Source organism: Streptomyces mabaensis (genome assembly GCF_053763515.1).
Map to the genome: position 1 here is coordinate 66,936 of NZ_JBSOPZ010000021.1, position 14,960 is coordinate 81,895.

Annotated in this window: 14 protein-coding genes; 9 read left to right on the plus strand and 5 right to left on the minus strand. The window is 72.9% G+C overall.

Translation table 11 applies throughout. The annotated features are described in order from the left end of the window. The first annotated feature begins 12 nt into the window (after window positions 1-12). The gene (locus tag ACWV17_RS20100) at window positions 13-1,884 is read left to right on the plus strand and encodes an SDR family oxidoreductase (protein ID WP_455360867.1); all 1,872 of its coding nucleotides are present in this window, start codon (window positions 13-15) and stop codon (window positions 1,882-1,884) included. Window positions 1,885-1,918: 34 nt separating this feature from the next. Here the strand turns inward: ACWV17_RS20100 and ACWV17_RS20105 are convergent, their stop codons facing one another. After that, on the minus strand, window positions 1,919-3,085 hold the full coding sequence (locus ACWV17_RS20105) for a flavin-containing monooxygenase (RefSeq protein WP_455360824.1): 1,167 nt from the start codon (window positions 3,083-3,085) through the stop codon (window positions 1,919-1,921). A gap of 206 nt (window positions 3,086-3,291) precedes the next feature. On the opposite strand from ACWV17_RS20105, the gene ACWV17_RS20110 reads away from it, so the two are divergent. From ACWV17_RS20110 to ACWV17_RS20125, 4 genes are read left to right on the plus strand one after another with little or no spacing between them, the layout of a single operon-like run. After that, window positions 3,292-3,744, plus strand: a complete 453-nt coding sequence (locus tag ACWV17_RS20110; protein WP_455360825.1) for a DoxX family protein — start codon at window positions 3,292-3,294, stop codon at window positions 3,742-3,744. Next, complete coding sequence (locus tag ACWV17_RS20115; protein ID WP_455360826.1) at window positions 3,741-4,220, plus strand: Zn-ribbon domain-containing OB-fold protein; 480 nt, start codon at window positions 3,741-3,743, stop codon at window positions 4,218-4,220. Before ACWV17_RS20110 ends, ACWV17_RS20115 begins: the two co-directional genes overlap by 4 nt. Before the next feature lie 37 nt (window positions 4,221-4,257). Continuing rightward, a complete protein-coding gene (locus ACWV17_RS20120) occupies window positions 4,258-4,536 on the plus strand; it encodes a type II toxin-antitoxin system Phd/YefM family antitoxin (RefSeq protein WP_455360827.1) in 279 nt (92 codons plus the stop codon). Next, window positions 4,502-4,933, plus strand: coding sequence for a type II toxin-antitoxin system VapC family toxin (locus tag ACWV17_RS20125; RefSeq protein WP_455360828.1), 432 nt, complete (start codon window positions 4,502-4,504; stop codon window positions 4,931-4,933). The genes ACWV17_RS20120 and ACWV17_RS20125 overlap by 35 nt, the downstream gene beginning before the upstream one ends. A 32-nt stretch (window positions 4,934-4,965) precedes the next feature. Here ACWV17_RS20125 and ACWV17_RS20130 read toward each other — a convergent pair whose 3' ends face one another. After that, window positions 4,966-5,655: a pyridoxine/pyridoxamine 5'-phosphate oxidase gene (locus tag ACWV17_RS20130; protein ID WP_455360829.1), complete on the minus strand. Its 690-nt coding sequence runs from the start codon at window positions 5,653-5,655 to the stop codon at window positions 4,966-4,968. A 1,131-nt stretch (window positions 5,656-6,786) separates the two neighbouring features. Continuing rightward, entirely contained in the window at window positions 6,787-7,956 is a 1,170-nt protein-coding gene (locus ACWV17_RS20135; RefSeq protein ID WP_455360830.1) for a thiolase C-terminal domain-containing protein, read from the minus strand. Between the two features lie 103 nt (window positions 7,957-8,059). On the opposite strand from ACWV17_RS20135, the gene ACWV17_RS20140 reads away from it, so the two are divergent. Next, complete coding sequence (locus ACWV17_RS20140) at window positions 8,060-9,262, plus strand: acyl-CoA dehydrogenase family protein (RefSeq protein ID WP_455360831.1); 1,203 nt, start codon at window positions 8,060-8,062, stop codon at window positions 9,260-9,262. After that, a complete protein-coding gene (locus tag ACWV17_RS20145; protein WP_455360832.1) occupies window positions 9,262-9,732 on the plus strand; it encodes a nitroreductase family deazaflavin-dependent oxidoreductase in 471 nt (156 codons plus the stop codon). The genes ACWV17_RS20140 and ACWV17_RS20145 overlap by 1 nt, the downstream gene beginning before the upstream one ends. Before the next feature lie 131 nt (window positions 9,733-9,863). Here ACWV17_RS20145 and ACWV17_RS20150 read toward each other — a convergent pair whose 3' ends face one another. After that, window positions 9,864-10,511: a TetR family transcriptional regulator gene (locus ACWV17_RS20150; RefSeq protein WP_455351154.1), complete on the minus strand. Its 648-nt coding sequence runs from the start codon at window positions 10,509-10,511 to the stop codon at window positions 9,864-9,866. A 298-nt stretch (window positions 10,512-10,809) separates the two neighbouring features. On the opposite strand from ACWV17_RS20150, the gene ACWV17_RS20155 reads away from it, so the two are divergent. Continuing rightward, window positions 10,810-11,640 (plus strand): VOC family protein, encoded by an 831-nt coding sequence (locus ACWV17_RS20155; RefSeq protein ID WP_455360833.1) that lies wholly within the window; start codon window positions 10,810-10,812, stop codon window positions 11,638-11,640. Window positions 11,641-11,795: 155 nt separating this feature from the next. Next, window positions 11,796-14,234 (plus strand): serine/threonine-protein kinase, encoded by a 2,439-nt coding sequence (locus ACWV17_RS20160; protein WP_455360834.1) that lies wholly within the window; start codon window positions 11,796-11,798, stop codon window positions 14,232-14,234. A 56-nt stretch (window positions 14,235-14,290) separates the two neighbouring features. On the opposite strand, the gene ACWV17_RS20165 is transcribed toward ACWV17_RS20160, so the two are convergent. Further along, window positions 14,291-14,941, minus strand: coding sequence for a hypothetical protein (locus ACWV17_RS20165; RefSeq protein ID WP_455360835.1), 651 nt, complete (start codon window positions 14,939-14,941; stop codon window positions 14,291-14,293). Window positions 14,942-14,960 lie beyond the last annotated feature (19 nt).

Here is a 14,960-nt window from a genome sequence, read left to right on the forward strand (position 1 = left end):
AGCGCCGACCCGATGAGTGCCGACCGGGTGAGCACCGACCCGACGAGCGCCGCGGCTCAGGTCCGCCATCGCACCGTCACCTCCGCCGGCGTGCGCCTGGCCGTGTACGAACAGGGGCACGGGCAGGGATACGAGCAAGGCCATCCCGCGCGTCCCACCGTCCTGCTGGTCCACGGCTACCCCGACACCCACCAGGTGTGGGACGACGTCGCCACCGCCCTCGCCGCGGACCACCACGTCGTACGGTACGACGTACGCGGCGCCGGCGGCTCCGGGCAGCCCGCCCGGCGGCGTGACTACCGCCTGGAGCTGCTCGCCGGGGACCTCTTCGCCGTCGCCGAGGCCGTCAGCCCGGACCGTCCGGTTCATGTGGTCGCGCACGACTGGGGCTCCATCCAGTCCTGGGAGGCCGTCACCCACCCCGGCGCGCCCGGCCGTATCGCCTCGTACACCTCGATCTCCGGACCGTGCCTGGACCACGTCGGTCACTGGATCCGCCACCGGCTGGCCCGGCCCACCCCACGCCATGTCGGGCAACTGCTCAACCAGCTGGCGCACTCCTGGTACATCGCGGCCTTCCACCTGCCCGTCCTCGCTCCCGCCGCCTGGCGGCACGGTCTCGCCGGCCGCTGGGAGTCGGTGCTCCGCCTCGCCGAAGGGGTCCGCCCCCGGCCCGGCCACCCGCAGCCCACCCTCACGGGCGACGCGGTGCGCGGCATCAACCTCTACCGGGCCAACATGCTGCCCCGGCTGCTCCGCCCCGGCCACCGGCCCGCCCTGCTGCCCGTGCAGCTCATCGGTCTGACCAAGGACCACTACGTAAGTCCGGTGCTGGCCGAGGGACTCGATCGCTGGGCGCCGAATCTATGGCGGCGCACCCTGCCCGCCACTCACTGGTCCGCACTGCTGGAGAAGGGAACCACCGTGGCCCGCATGGTCAGCGAATTCGTCGCCCACCACGAAGGACAAGGACACGAAGGACACGAGGGCCCCGGAAAGCACCGGGGAGACGACCCCGTACCCGCCCTGGACCGCGCGCGCCGCCGCGCACGGCAGGCGACCGGCGGCAAGCCCTTCGCCGGGCAGCTGGCCGTCATCACCGGCGCAGGCAGCGGCATCGGCCGCGCCACGGCGCTGGCGTTCGCCGAACACGGCGCGGACCTCGCGCTCTGCGACCTCGACCTCGAGGCCGCCGAGCGCACCGCCGAACTCGCCGTCCTGCTGGGCGCGTCGGCCCGCGCCTGGCGGGTGGACGTCTCCGACGGCCGTGCGGTCGACGCCTTCGCCGCCGAGGTCGCCGCGGAGCACGGCGTCCCGGACATCGTCGTCAACAACGCGGGCATCGGCCACTCCGGCACCTTCCTGGAGACCACCGAGGAGGAGTGGCAGCGCGTCCTGGACGTCAACCTGTGGGGCGTCATCCACGGCTGCCGCGCCTTCGGCACGCTCATGACCGCACGCGGCGAAGGCGGTCACATCGTCAACCTCGCCTCGGCCGCCGCCTACCTGCCGTCCAAGATGCTCGCCGCCTACGCGACCAGCAAGGCGGCCGTCTTCATGCTCTCCGACTGCCTGCGCGCCGAACTGGCCTCCTCGGACATCGGCGTCTCGGCGATCTGTCCCGGCATCGTCAACACCAACATCACCAGGACCACCACCTTCTCCGGACTCGATGCAGCGCAGCAAGCGGCGAAGCAGAAGCGCGTCTCCGGTATGTACGCCAGGCGCAACTTCCCCCCGGAGAAGGTCGCGGACCAGATCCTGCGCGCCGTCGCCAAGGACCGTGCCGTCGTCCCCGTCACCTTCGAGGCCAAGGCGGCCCGCCTCATCGGCCGGCTCTCCCCGGGGCTGCTGCGCACTGCGGCGCGGTTCAACGTGGGCTGAGCCGACGCCATCGCCCTCCCGGGCTGCGGCGCGTCTACCCGGCTGCGGCGCGCCGTTCGCGGCTCTTGTCCACCGCCTTCGCGATCCGGACCGCGTCGAGGGCCATCTCGCGGAACATGCCGCTGATCGGATTCGTGAACCCGGTGAAGTACAGGCCCGGCGCCCCGGCCTGCGTTCGTGCCCCGTGCACGACCGGCCGGCCGCGCCCGTCCAGTACGCCGAGGTGGCCGACCAGCGCTTCGAGCGCCCGCTCGTAGCCGGTGGCCGCGACGACGACCTCGGGGGAGATGGCCGATCCGTCCGCCAGGATCACCTTGCCGCCGTCGAAGGAGCCGACGGTGGCGACCGGTTCGACACGGCCCTTGCGCACCGCGTCGATCAGGCCGGCGTCCTGGACCGGGATCGCGCCGTCCTTTACTCGTGAGTAGAGGCCGGTGTCGGGGCGCGGCAGCCCGTGAGCGGTCAGGTCCGGTACGGCGATCCGGCACATCAGCTCTCCGGCCCGGTCCACCAGCCGGGTGGGCAGCCGCCGTACCAGGATGCCGGTCCGCTGGGCGGGCCAGCCGGCCGTGGAACGCCGCACGATGTGCGGAACGGTGCGGACGGCCAGCCGTACCCGCGCCGCGCCGCCCTCGGCCAGGTCGACGGCGATCTCGGCTCCCGTGTTGCCGACGCCGACGACGAGTACGTCCTTGCCGGCGTACGGGAGGGCGTTGCGGTACGCGGAGGCGTGCAGCAGTTCCCCGGTGTACGTCTCGCGGCCGCGCCACGTGGGCAGGCGGGGGCTGTGGTTGTAGCCGGTGGCGATGACGACCGCGTCACCGGTCAGCGCCCGCCCGCCCGTCGCGCGCAGCAGCCAGCCGGTGTCCTCGGGGGTGCGCTCGATGCGGGAGACCTCGACGCCGGTGACGATCTCCAGCTCGTGGTGCTCGGCGTACTTCTCCAGGTACCGGACGACATCGTCGCGGGCGACCCACCGCCCGAACGACCGCGGCATGGCCAGGCCGGGAAGCGCGGAGAGCCGGCGCGTGGTGTGCAGACGCAGCCGGTCGTAGTGGCCCCGCCAGGAGGCGCCGACGCTGCCGGACTTCTCGAGTACGACCGCGCGTATGCCCCGCTCGCGCAGCGCGGCAGCGGCGGCGAGACCGCCGGGCCCGCCGCCGATGACGTACACGGGTCTGTCATGGGTGGAGTCGGCCATGATGCGTGAGCGTAATCGCACTCTCTGTTGATGGGTCTCGGTCAAGACCTGAATCGGTTGCGAATTGATCACGGCAGGTGTGCGGCCGGGGGGGTGGGTTCGGGGATTCCGTGCCCCCGGCTCGTGCGTGGTTGTGCGTGCTCTTGCGTGACCGGCGTCCGTGCGCTGAACTGACGTTCCGTCAGATTGTGTGGGGAGGGTGAGCGATGCAGACCATGTGGCTCGGGGGCGCGGAATGGCTGGCCGTGCTCCGGATCGGCCTCGGGCTGTGGTGGCTGGAGAGCTGGCGCCACAAGGACAAGAAGGGCTGGTTCGAGCGCGGTACGGGCATCGCCTGGGCGGCGGACGTCGCCGGCAAGCACCGGTGGCCGTTCGTGCGGACCGGCTTCCGGAAGGTCGTCGAACCGCGCCCCAAGGCGATGGCGTACGTCGTCGTCTACGCCGAACTGGCGGTGGGTCTCGGCCTGGTCGTCGGATTCCTGACCCCGGTCGCGCTGGTCGGCGGCCTGCTGCTCAACCTTCTCTACCTGGTGCTGATGATCCATGACTGGGCCGAGCAGGGGCAGAACGCGATGATGGCGCTCATCTCGCTCGTCGCGCTCTTCGCGATGAGCTGGCAGGTGTGGTCGCTCGACAACGCGATGGGGCTGTTCCTGTGAGTGGGGGCGCGGATGGGGGCGCGGACGGGGCTGCGGGGGCCGTCCGCTTCGACCTCCCGGAACCCGATGCCTTCACGCGTCCTTACTGGGAGGCGGCGGGGCGGGGGCATCTGCTGCTGCGCCGCTGCGCGGCCTGCGGGCGGGCGCATCACTATCCGCGGGAGTTCTGTCCGTACTGCTGGAGCGACGACGTCGAGTGGGAGCGGGCGAGCGGCCGGGCCACGCTCTACACCTGGTCGGTGGTCCACCGGAACGACCTGCCGCCTTTCGGCAGCCGCGTCCCGTACGTCGCCGCGGTGGTGGACCTCGCGGAGGGGCCGCGGATGATGACCGAGGTCGTGGACTGCGCGGAGGGAGACCTCCGCATTGGCATGGCGCTGGAGGTCGCCTTCCGTCGCGAGGGGGGCGGGGGCGGGGGCGTGGAGGGGGCCGAGGAGTTGGCGGTGCCGGTGTTCCGCTGCCGTGCTCGCAGGTGATGTAGCTCGATGGGACACGTGGCGCTACGATTGATGCATGAAGACCATCACTCAGCGCGAGTTTCGGAACAACTCCGCCGCAGTCATGGATGCGGTTGAAGCCGGCGAGACCTACCACATCACTCGCAACGGGATAGAGGTAGCGGAGCTCCGACCGCTGCCGCGCAAGCGTCGGCTCAGCACGGAAGAGCTCGTAGCCCGCCACCGCACGATGCCGCGCATGGACTACAAGCAGATGCGTGAGGAAGCCGACGAACTCTTCGGAACCGAGGATCGTATCGGTGACGACGATCCGTGGGAGCGGGGTCGTGGCTGAGCGCCATCAGGTGGGCGTCCTCGACACCTGCACCTACATCGACCTCGGCGTCATCGACCCAGTCCGGCTCCCTGTGCTACCGGAGCTCACCGCTGTGACGCTGGCCGAGCTGCATCACGGGGTGGCTGCGGCCAAGAATGCTGCGGACAGGGCCATGCGGATGGAGAGGCTGGGGGCGGCCGTCTCAGACTTCGATCCCTTGCCTTTCGACGAGGACGCGGCTGCTCGGTACGGCACGCTGGTCGGGCTGACCATCGCCGCCAAACGTGACCCGAAGCCGCGGCGGATGGATCTGATGATCGCCGCGATCTCTTCGGTCAGGGGCCTGCCGCTCTACACGCGGAATGCAGACGACTTCAAGGGGCTGGACAGCGTGGTGACCGTCGTCGCGGTCTGATGGTCTCTGCATCGGCCTCTCCATGGCGGACATCAGGGCCAGAGCAACTCGCGGATCCAGCCGTCGGCGGCGCGGCGGTAGCGGAGCCGGATGTGCCGTCGGCGTTCGTCGCCCTGGAAGAACTCGGCCTCGTCCGGCGTGAGTACGTACCTGGTCCAGGTGGGGGCGGGTGCGTCCGGGTCCGCTTGTGCCCGCTCCCAGGCGGCCGCGGATTCCCGCGCCAGCTCCTCGTACGAGCCGAGTACGTCGCTCTGCCGCCCGGTGAGGGCGGCGGCCAGCGCGCCGGTCGAGCGGGCTCGCAGATCGGCGCGGCTCTCGTCCGGCCCGGTGGCGGTGACCCGGCCGCGTACCCGTACCTGGCGGCCGACGGCCGGCCAGTAGAAGCCGAGCGCGGCGTACGGACGGGCGGCCAGCTGGCGGCCCTTGGCGCTGGTCGCGTGCGAGGCGAAGTGCCAGCCGCGCTCGTCCGCGTCGTGCAGCATCAGCGTCCGTACGTCGGGCCGGCCGTCGGTGTCCACGGTCGCGAGCGACATCGTGTGCGGCTCGGTCTGGCCGGCGGAGACGGAGTGCGTGAACCACTGGCGGAAGAGGGCCAACGGCTCGCTGGGCGCGGTGCTGGGGTCGAACCCGGGCAGCTCGATGTCCCACACGCGGAGGGAATGAAGCGCGTCCCGGAACGCGGCGGCCTGCTGCGGTGCGTCGTGGTCGCTCATGTCGCTCATGCGCCCATTCCACACCACGGGGGTGGTGGGTGGGTGGTTGCCGGGCGCGGTCTGTCAGGGATGGGCCCGGCCCCGGCTGAGCGGCTGCCGGGCCGGTGGGATGGGGGCGGTCCGGCTTGGCCGGGGGCGAGTTCGTTCGGGAAGGGGGCCGCCCGGTTGGTGAGGATGGTGGCTCCGGGCCGGGCGTCAAGGGCGCTCCTTCGTCGCGTCGCTGCGCGATGGCCTTCGGCCACCCTGGACTCCCGTCCCTCCACCGCTACTGCTTGTTGAGGGGGCGGCCCCCGGAGCGGGGCCCGGGGCTGCTGGTCGGTTGGTCCGGGCCCCGCTGCCGGCCGCAGGCCGGTGGGTGGTTGCGGGGCGCGGCAGGTCCGGGGTGGGCCCGGCCCCGGCTCGGCGGCCACCGGGTGGTGGGTGGTGCGCGGTCGGCTCGGGCTGGGCCCGGCCCGGCCAAGCGGCCGCAGGCCGGTGGGTGGTCCGCCATCGACTCGCGGGAGTCCGGCTCCGGCTCAGCGACCACCGGGTAGTGGGTGACCAGGCGGGTGCGGCAGGTCCGGGCTGGGCACGGGCACGGCCAAGCGGCCGCAGGCCGGTGGGCGGGGGCCGCGCGTGGCAGGCCGGGAGGTGCTTGGCCCCGGCTATCCGGCTGTCAGGTCGGTGGAGCCGAGGTATGACTACATCTGTCGGCATGCGGGGTCCGCCGAGCCTCAATCGTGCCCGGTTTGCCGGGGTTTGTGGCTCGCCTGTGGGCCCCCTCGGCCGCTTGGTGTCGTCCCACCTCGGATTGGGCGTTGTCGTAGGCCAACAGGCGGCCGTCGGCCGCTATGCCGGGGCCCGCAGCCCCCGAACCTGGTGCGTGTCTTGCCCCTCCCGCCGGGCTGAGGTCACCGACGAGAGCTGGACCACTCCCGGGGCTCAGGTGGGGCCCCGCTCCCCGGGGCCGCCCGACACTCATCTGCACCAGCGGGACGCGGCTGCTTGTCAAGGGTGGCCGTAGGCCATCGCGCAGCGACGCGACGAAGGAGCGCCCTTTACAGGCAGGCGTGGCCCGCCATACTCACAAAGCGGGCGGCCCCGGGTTTTGGTGCACCCCTCGCCCCCGGGCACCGTCACCCCACCCACCCCCGGCGGCCCTCACCCCCTCCCCAGTACCACCGTTCCCGCCGAGCAGAACCAGCCGCCTGTGGCTGAGGCGACCGCCACCTCCGGTAGGCGGTCGCCCGCCTTGCGGACCTGGCCCTCGCCCGCCTCGCCGCGTAGTTGCCGTACCGCCTCCACCAGCAGGAACAGGCCCCGCATGCCCGGGTGGCAGGCCGACAGGCCGCCGCCGTCCGTGTTCACCGGGAGCTCGCCGTCCCGCAGCAGGCGGCCCTTCTCCACGAAGGGCCCGCCCTCGCCCTTCGCGCAGAAGCCCAGGTCCTCCAGCGTCACCAGCGTCATATAGGTGAACGCGTCGTAGATCTCCGCCACATCCACATCCGACGGCCGCACCCCCGCCCGCTCGAACGCCAGCCGTCCCGACACCGCCGCCGGCGAGACGGTGAAGTCCTCCCACTCCGACATGGTCGTGTGGGACACGGATGTACCCGAGCCCAGGATCCACACCGGAGTCTTCGCCGTGTCCGCGACGTACTCCTCCGCCGCCAGCAGCACCGCGCAGCCCCCGTCCGACCGGATACAGCAGTGCAGCTTCGTGAAGGGATCCGCGATCATCGGGCCGGACAGGACGTCGTCCACCGTGACCGGCTCCCGGAACATCGCGTCCGGATTCGTCGCCGCGTTCGCCCGCGCCTGGACGGCCACCGAGGCGAGCTGCTCCAGCGTCGTGCCGTACTCGTGCATGTGGCGACGCGCGGCCATCGCGTACTTCGCGATCAGCGTGTGCCCGTACGGCACCTCGAACTGCAGCGGCCCCCGGGCCCCGAAGGACAGGTTCGACGTGCGCCGCCGCGCCCTGATGTCGGCGCGGGCCGTGGATCCGTACACCAGCAGTACGGCGTTGGCGTGCCCCGCCGCGATCGCGTCCGCGGCGTGCGCGGCCATGACCTCCCAGGTCGCGCCGCCCACCGCGGTCGAGTCCACCCACGTGGGCCGCAGCCCCAGGTACTCGGCCACCTCGACCGGTGCCAGCGTCCCGAGGCCGGCCGAGGCGAGACCGTCGACCACCGAGCGGTCGAGGCCCGAGTCGGCCAGCGCGCGGCGGGCGGCCTGGGCGTGCAGGGCGTACGGGGTGGCTTCGTCGACCCGGCCGCAGTCCGAGAGGGAGATGCCGACAACTGCGACTCTGCGCGAAGATGATGGCATGCATCTGACGGTACATCAGATACGTCCGTCCCGTCGCGGCACTGTGCATCTCGGCGGGGCAGCCCTAGCATGACGCCCCGTCAGATCAGGGAGGAGCCCGCCGATGGACGCCGCCTTCACCACGGAACAGGACGAGATCCGCCGCACCCTGCGCGAACTGCTGAGCACAAGTCGCGGCCCCGACGAGGCCGGGTACGACGCCGGGTACGACCCGGAGCTCTGGCGGCGACTCGTGCAGCGGCTGGCGCTGCCGGGGCAACCGGTCCCCGAGGCGTACGGGGCCGTCGCTCGCGGACCCGCCGGGCTCGCGCTCGCAGCCGAGGAGGCCGGGCGGGTGCTGCTGCCCTCCCCGCTGCTCGCCACCGCCGTACTCGCCGCGCCGCTGATCACCGCGCTCGGCACCGGCGCCCAGCGTGCCGCCCTGCTGCCGCGCATCGCGTCGGGCGGGCTCACGGCGGCCCTCGCCGTGCCGGGCGGCAGCCTGTCGGCGGCGCTCGGGCTGACGGAGGACAACGCGAGCGGCGCATGGGCGGGCGGCGGCCGGGCCGGTGGCGTACAGGCGCGCCGGACCGGAAGCGGATGGCGGCTGTACGGAGAGGCCGGGCAGGTCCTGGACGGGCACACCGCCGGGGTGCTGGTGGTCGCCGCGCACACGGGCGGCTTCGCACGCAGCCGGACGCTGCTCTTCCTCGTCCGCGCGGAGGCCGCCGGCCTCGCCCGGACGCAGGAGACCGCGCTGGACGCGACCCGCCCGCACGCGCGGATCGAACTCCGCGACACCGAGGCGGATGTCCTCGGCGAGGGCGAGGGCGGGGGCGGGGGCGGGGGCGGGTGCGCCGACGTGCCGGGCGCCCTCGCCGCCGTCGGCCGCACCGCCGCCGCCGTACTGGCGGCCGAGGCGGCCGGCGCGGCGGCGGCCGTCCTGGAGCGGACGATCGCGTACGTCCGGGCCGGCGAGCGGACCGCGGACCCCGGCGGTTCGTACCGGCCGGTCGAGCACCGGCTCGCCGACCTGTACGTACAGCTGCACGCGGCGCGCTCGGCCGCGTACTACGCCGCCCGTGACCCGGCGGAGGCCGGCGGCCTCGCCCTGGCGCAGGCGCTGGAGGCGCTGCGCGCCACGGCCGCCGAGGCGGTCCAGCTGTCCGGCGGGACCGGCTCCGCCCGGGAGCGCGAGGCGCAGCGGTACTTCAAGCGGGCGGCGGCCGACGAGCTGCTGTTCGGCCCGGTCCACCGGCTGCGGGCGTACGCGGCCCGGCGGGCGGGCCTGTTCGCACCCTCCCCCCGAGAGGAAGTGGCGGTCTGATGCCCCCAGGAGTGCGTCTGATCCAGAAGGTCTCCTCGACCCGTACGTTCGCGAAGGTCGCCCCGCACTTCCTCCCGGCCATGGACCGCGCGGTCCACCGGCTCACCCGGGGAAAGGTGATCCTCAGCGCCCAGATGCTGCCCGGAGTCATCCTGACCGCGAGGGGCGCGAAGAGCGGGCAGCCGCGGACCACCCCGCTGGCCTGTATGCCGGAGGAGTCCGGCAGCTGGATCCTGATCGGTTCCAACTTCGGCCGCCCCGGCCATCCGGCGTGGACGGCGAATCTGCTCAAGAACCCGGACGCGGAGGTCAGTTGGAAGGGCCGGAACATCCCGGTCCGGGCGACTCTGCTGGCCGGGGAGGAGCGGGCGGCGGCGTGGCAGGCGGCGCTGCGGTTCTGGCCGCCGTACGCGACGTACCAGGCGAGGGTCGAGCGCGAGATCCGGCTCTTCCGGCTGCACCGCCGCTGACCGGGGAACGTGCCGCGGCGGCGGACCGGTGAGACGGTCCGCCGCCGCGTAGACAGGACTGGCGGGACTGCGAGCGGGACTGCAGACAGGAGTAAGCCCTCGGTACTACGGGGGCGGGGCGGCCCCGGCCGCTACCGCGTCGGCTTCTTGCCGGTGATGCCGAGGTGCACCAACAGGGCGAGATTGGGCTTGAGTTCGGCCTGTTTGACGCCCCACGTCTGGAAGCCCTTCTGGTGCGAGGCGACCGCCGCGAGCATCGCGACCAGCGAGCCGGCCATGGCGGCCGGACTGACGTCCTTGTCGACCCTGCCCTTGGCCTGCAGCTCCTTGACCGCGTCGGTGAGGGAGTTGTTCACGGAGTTCAGGATCTTCATGCGGATCTTGTAGAACCGCTTGTCGCCCTCCGCCGCTCCCAGGTCGACGACGCGAAGGATCGCGTCGTTCCGGCGCCAGAAGTCGAGGAAGCCCTCGACCAGTTCCTCCGAGGTCTGCCATCCGGCCTTGCCGACCCAGGAGCGGCCCGCGACGAGTTCCGTCAACTGGGCGCCCTCCGCCGCCATTTGCTCGGCGATCTCCAGGACGGCGCCCTCGACGTCGGGGAAGTACTGATAGAAGGTCGCGGGGGAAGTCCCCGCCTTCCGGGCCACGTCGATCACCTTGACGTCCCGGTACGGCGAGGAGCTGAGCATCTCGCTGAGGCAGTCGAGCAGCTTCTGCCGCGTCGCCTGGCCGCGTCGCCCGGCCACGCGGCCGTCGACGGTGCGTACTTGTCCTGTCATGCCGTCAGCTTACCGAGGGGTGATCCGAGCGCGATTCGGCCGACTGCAAATGGGGTTACCCCTCTCGGCGGACGGCCGCCCGCCCGGGATCACCCCGCCCGGCGTCGATGCGTCCCCCGAATAGTCTTATCAACAGCCTGTGGACAACTTCGGTGGACAACACAATAACCGCATGCCGTTCCGCCCCTATAATTGGCCGTATGTTCGATTAGTTCCCTGCGCGGAGGGCGTACCCCCGCTAGCGTGAGTGTGACGGGCGCCACAGGATGCCCGCAGCACCCGGAAAGGATCCGGCGCCATGGCTGACGTCGCGGCTGATTCCGCGGCCGAATTCCCGGCCGACTTCGCGGAGGGCATGCCCTGCTGGGTGGATGCCTCGCTGCCGGACCTCGCGGCGGGCAAGCGCTTCTACGGCGAGCTGTTCGGCTGGACCTTCGACGAGGGCGCGGGCGAGAAGTACGGCTCCTACACGCAGGCGTACAGCGACGGGAAGAACGTCGCCGCGCTGGCCCCCAAGCCGGACGGGCGGATGCCCACGGTCTGGGAGGTGTACTTCGCCACCCCGGACGCCGCCGCGCTCAGTGCCCGGATCAGGGACGCGGGCGGCCGGCTGGTCGTGGATCCGGTGGAGGTCGGCCCGTTCGGCACGATGGCGCTGGCCGCCGATCCCGAGGGGGCGGTCTTCGGGCTGTGGCAGCCGGGCACGCACCTCGGCTTCGAGAAGCTGCGGGAGCCGAATTCCTACTGCTGGACCGAGGTGTACTCGCGCGACAAGGATCGGGTCGATCCCTTCTACGAGAGCGTGTTCGGCTTCGTCGGACAGGACATCGAGGACGCGGGCGTCGACTTCCGGACCTGGTCGCCCCGGGGCGCGAGGCCGGGGCCGGAGACCGCGATCGGCGGGCGCAGCGTCATCACGGACGCCTTCCCGGCCGAGATGCCCGCCCATTTCCTCGTCTACTTCAACGTCGACGACTGCGACGCGTCGGTGGCCACGGTGCAGCGGCTCGGCGGCCGCGTCACCGCGGGTCCCTTCGATACGCCGTACGGGCGGATAGCCGTGGTGGCGGACAACCAGAGCGCGGTCTTCGCCCTGCTGGCCGAGCCGGAGGTGTCCGGATCGCGGTGAGACACCCCGATCCGCCCCCGGGTTCGCCTCGGCCGCCTCCGACAGGAAGAATCAGGGTGCGCACCGCCGGGTGGTGCCCAGTGGTGAGACGCTGCACAGGGCGGTATTTCACGGGCTCCGTTCCGATGGGGCCCGTACGGGGAGGTGGCAGGCAAGTGGTGGAGCAGCTGACGCAGCACGACCCGAGACGGATCGGCCCGTTCGAGGTGCTGGGCCGGCTCGGCGCCGGCGGCATGGGGCTGGTCTATCTCGCGCGCTCGGCGTCCGGCCGGCGCGTGGCGATCAAGACGGTACGTACCGAGCTTGCCGAGGATCAGCTGTTCCGGGTCCGCTTCACGCGCGAGGTCGAGGCGGCACGGGCGGTCAGCGGCTTCTACACGGCCGCCGTCGTGGACGCCGACCCGCGGGCGGCGGTGCCGTGGCTCGCCACCGCGTATGTGCCCGCCCCCTCCCTCGAGGAAATAGTGAATGAGTGCGGGCCGATGCCGGCCCAGGCGGTCCGCTGGCTCGCGGCCGGGATCGCCGAGGCGCTGCAGTCCATCCACGGCGCCGGCCTCGTCCATCGCGACCTCAAGCCGTCCAACGTCCTGGTGGTGGAGGACGGCCCGCGCGTCATCGACTTCGGTATCGCGAGCGGCGTCTCGAACACCCGGCTGACCATGACCAACGTCGCGGTGGGCACCCCCGCGTACATGTCGCCGGAGCAGGCCAAGGACTCGCGCAGCGTCAAGGGCGCGAGCGACGTCTTCTCGCTCGGTTCCACGCTCGTGTTCGCGGCGACCGGACATCCGCCGTTCCACGGGGCCAATCCGGTCGAGACCGTCTTCATGCTGCTGCGCGAGGGCCCCGACCTGGAGGGCCTGCCCGACGAGCTGCGTCCGCTGATCGAGTCCTGCATGCAGATGGAGGCCGCGCTGCGGCCGAGCCCCGCCGACCTGCAGGCCCAGCTCGCGCCCCACCTCTTCGGCTCCGGCACCGACGACAGCGGTACGGCGTCGGCCTGGCTGCCGGCGCGCGCGACCGCGATGATCGAGCAGCGCCGGGGCGGTCGTCCGCCCCTCCAGACGGCCGGTCCGCCCAAGCGCAGACCGCCCACGCCGCCGCGCGGCAACGACTGGGACGCCGCCTGGCGCGGCAGCGACCCGCGTACCGGCCAGGCGCCGCCGCCCCCGCCTTCCCACCGGCCGCAGCCGCAGCCTCACCACCAGCCGCAGCCACATGCCCAGGCCCAGCCTCAGCCGCAGCCCGATGGGCCGGTACGGCTGGCCGGCGCCAAGGTGTCCATCGGGCCCGGCCCGCGCGTCGCCGACGCCCGGCCCGGCAGCCCGCCCGCCGACTCGGCGGCCGCCACCGGATGGGTCCGCCCGCCCGCCGGAGTGGCCGCGCCCGCGCACCCCGGTCCGGCCGTCAACGGCGCCGAGCCCGGCCCCGCCGCGGTACCGGCGCCCGGCCCGGCCCCGGACAGCGGGCGCTGGCGGCCCTGGCGCTTCCGTATGTCGAACGACGTGTGGGGCACCCCCACGGTCGCCGGGAACCTGCTCTACGTCACCTCCTTCGAGGTGCACGCCCTGGACGTGGGCAGCGGCCGGCGCCGGTTCAAGACCCGCGACGTCGCGTGGGCGATGGCCGTCGCGGACGGCCGGATCCACGCCTCCGACGGCCCCTCGCTGTACGCCCTGGACGCGGCGGACGGCGCCGAGCGCTGGCGCCTGCAGACGGATGCGTGGGTGTACTCCCTCAAGGCCGACCGCGGCACGGTGATCACCGCGACGCGCGGCGGCGGCGTACAGGGCTGGGAGGCCGCCAACGGCCGGAAGCTGTGGGAGGTCACCGGCGCCCAGACCGACTTCGAGACCGCCGAGGCCGGTCCGGTGATCGACGACTCGACCGTGTACGTGTGGCAGGACGCCCGGCTCCGGGCCCTGGACGCCCGCACCGGCGCCGAGCGCTGGTCCTACCCGGTGGGCGACGCCGCGTCCTGCGGCAACGTCCCGGTACGGGTCACGCCCGCGCCGGACGGGTACGCGTACATCGCCGCCGGGACGCGCGTCCTCGCGATCGACATCGCCAGCGGCCATGTGCGCTGGCGCTTCGAGGCCCCGGCGGTGTTCCTCAGCCCGCCGGCGTTCGCGCCGGGTCCGGCCGTCACGGGCGGCGGGGTCTACCTGGCCGACTACCTGGGGACGGTGTACGCCCTGGACGCGGCCACCGGCAAGGACCGCTGGCGCATCGCGACGGAGGGCCGCCAGTCCGTCGAACCGGTCCTCGTCGCGGACGGCAGCATCCATGTCGGCTCGGGCAGCGCGCTGTACACGCTCGACGCGGTGACGGGCACGCCGAAGTGGCGGTTCGCCGCGGGCGGCGAGGTCGTCGGGGCGCCGGTGGCGGCCGACGGCCGCGTGCACTTCGGCTCCGCCGACCACTGCCTGTACACCCTGGACGCGGCGGGCGGCCAGCTGCGCTGGAAGCTCGCGACGGGCGGAGAGATCACCGGCTCACCGGTGGCGAAGGCCGGCGTGGTGTACGCGTGCAGCAAGGACCGCTGCGTCTACGCGCTGGACGCGGCCAAGGGCACGGGAACCCGCACCGCGTAGCTGCGGGGCGGCCCCTGGGGCGTGCGGGGCGTCCAGGGCGCGCGGGCGCCGGATCCTCACGGCCGTGGTCCGTCCCGTCCGCCGGGTGCGTCACGGCCGGTGTGCCGGGAGCGCCGGCTCCAGGGCCGCTCGCGCGGCGGCTGGTCGGGCGGCGGGCGGTCGGGACCTGCCCGGTCAGGCGGCGGGTACTCGTCCCGGTCGGGCGGTGCGTACTCGTCCCGGTGCCGGCCGGTCGGCTCGTACGGGGCGTACGGTTCCGCCTCCGCCCCCTCCCCCCGCCTCGGCCTGTGCCGGCGGCCGGGCAGCACCGCCGCGGCCACGAGCAGCAGCAGACCGCCGCCGATCGCGTTCGCGACGCCGTCACCGAGGCCCCCGCCGCCGCCTTCCACGGTGAGGCTGCCCGCGGCCTGGCCCTGCCGGACCATCCACAGGACCGTGAAGCCCAGGACCACCACCCCGGCCAGGGCCATCAGCAGGCGGGAGCGCAGTACGACGGCGATCAGGGTGAGCAGGGCGGCGAAGGCGAACGCCAGCAGGATCGAGGCGGCCAGGGGCGCCTTGCTGTCGGTGATGCCGGTGCCGCTGAACAGCTCCGCGATGCGGTAGTCGCGTCCGTGACGGCCGTCGTACCAGGCACGGAAGGGGCTCCAGACGGCGGCCGTCGCTCCGACGAGACCGATAACGGAGCCGAGAACATTACGGATCATGCTCGGCCTCCTGCGTCGG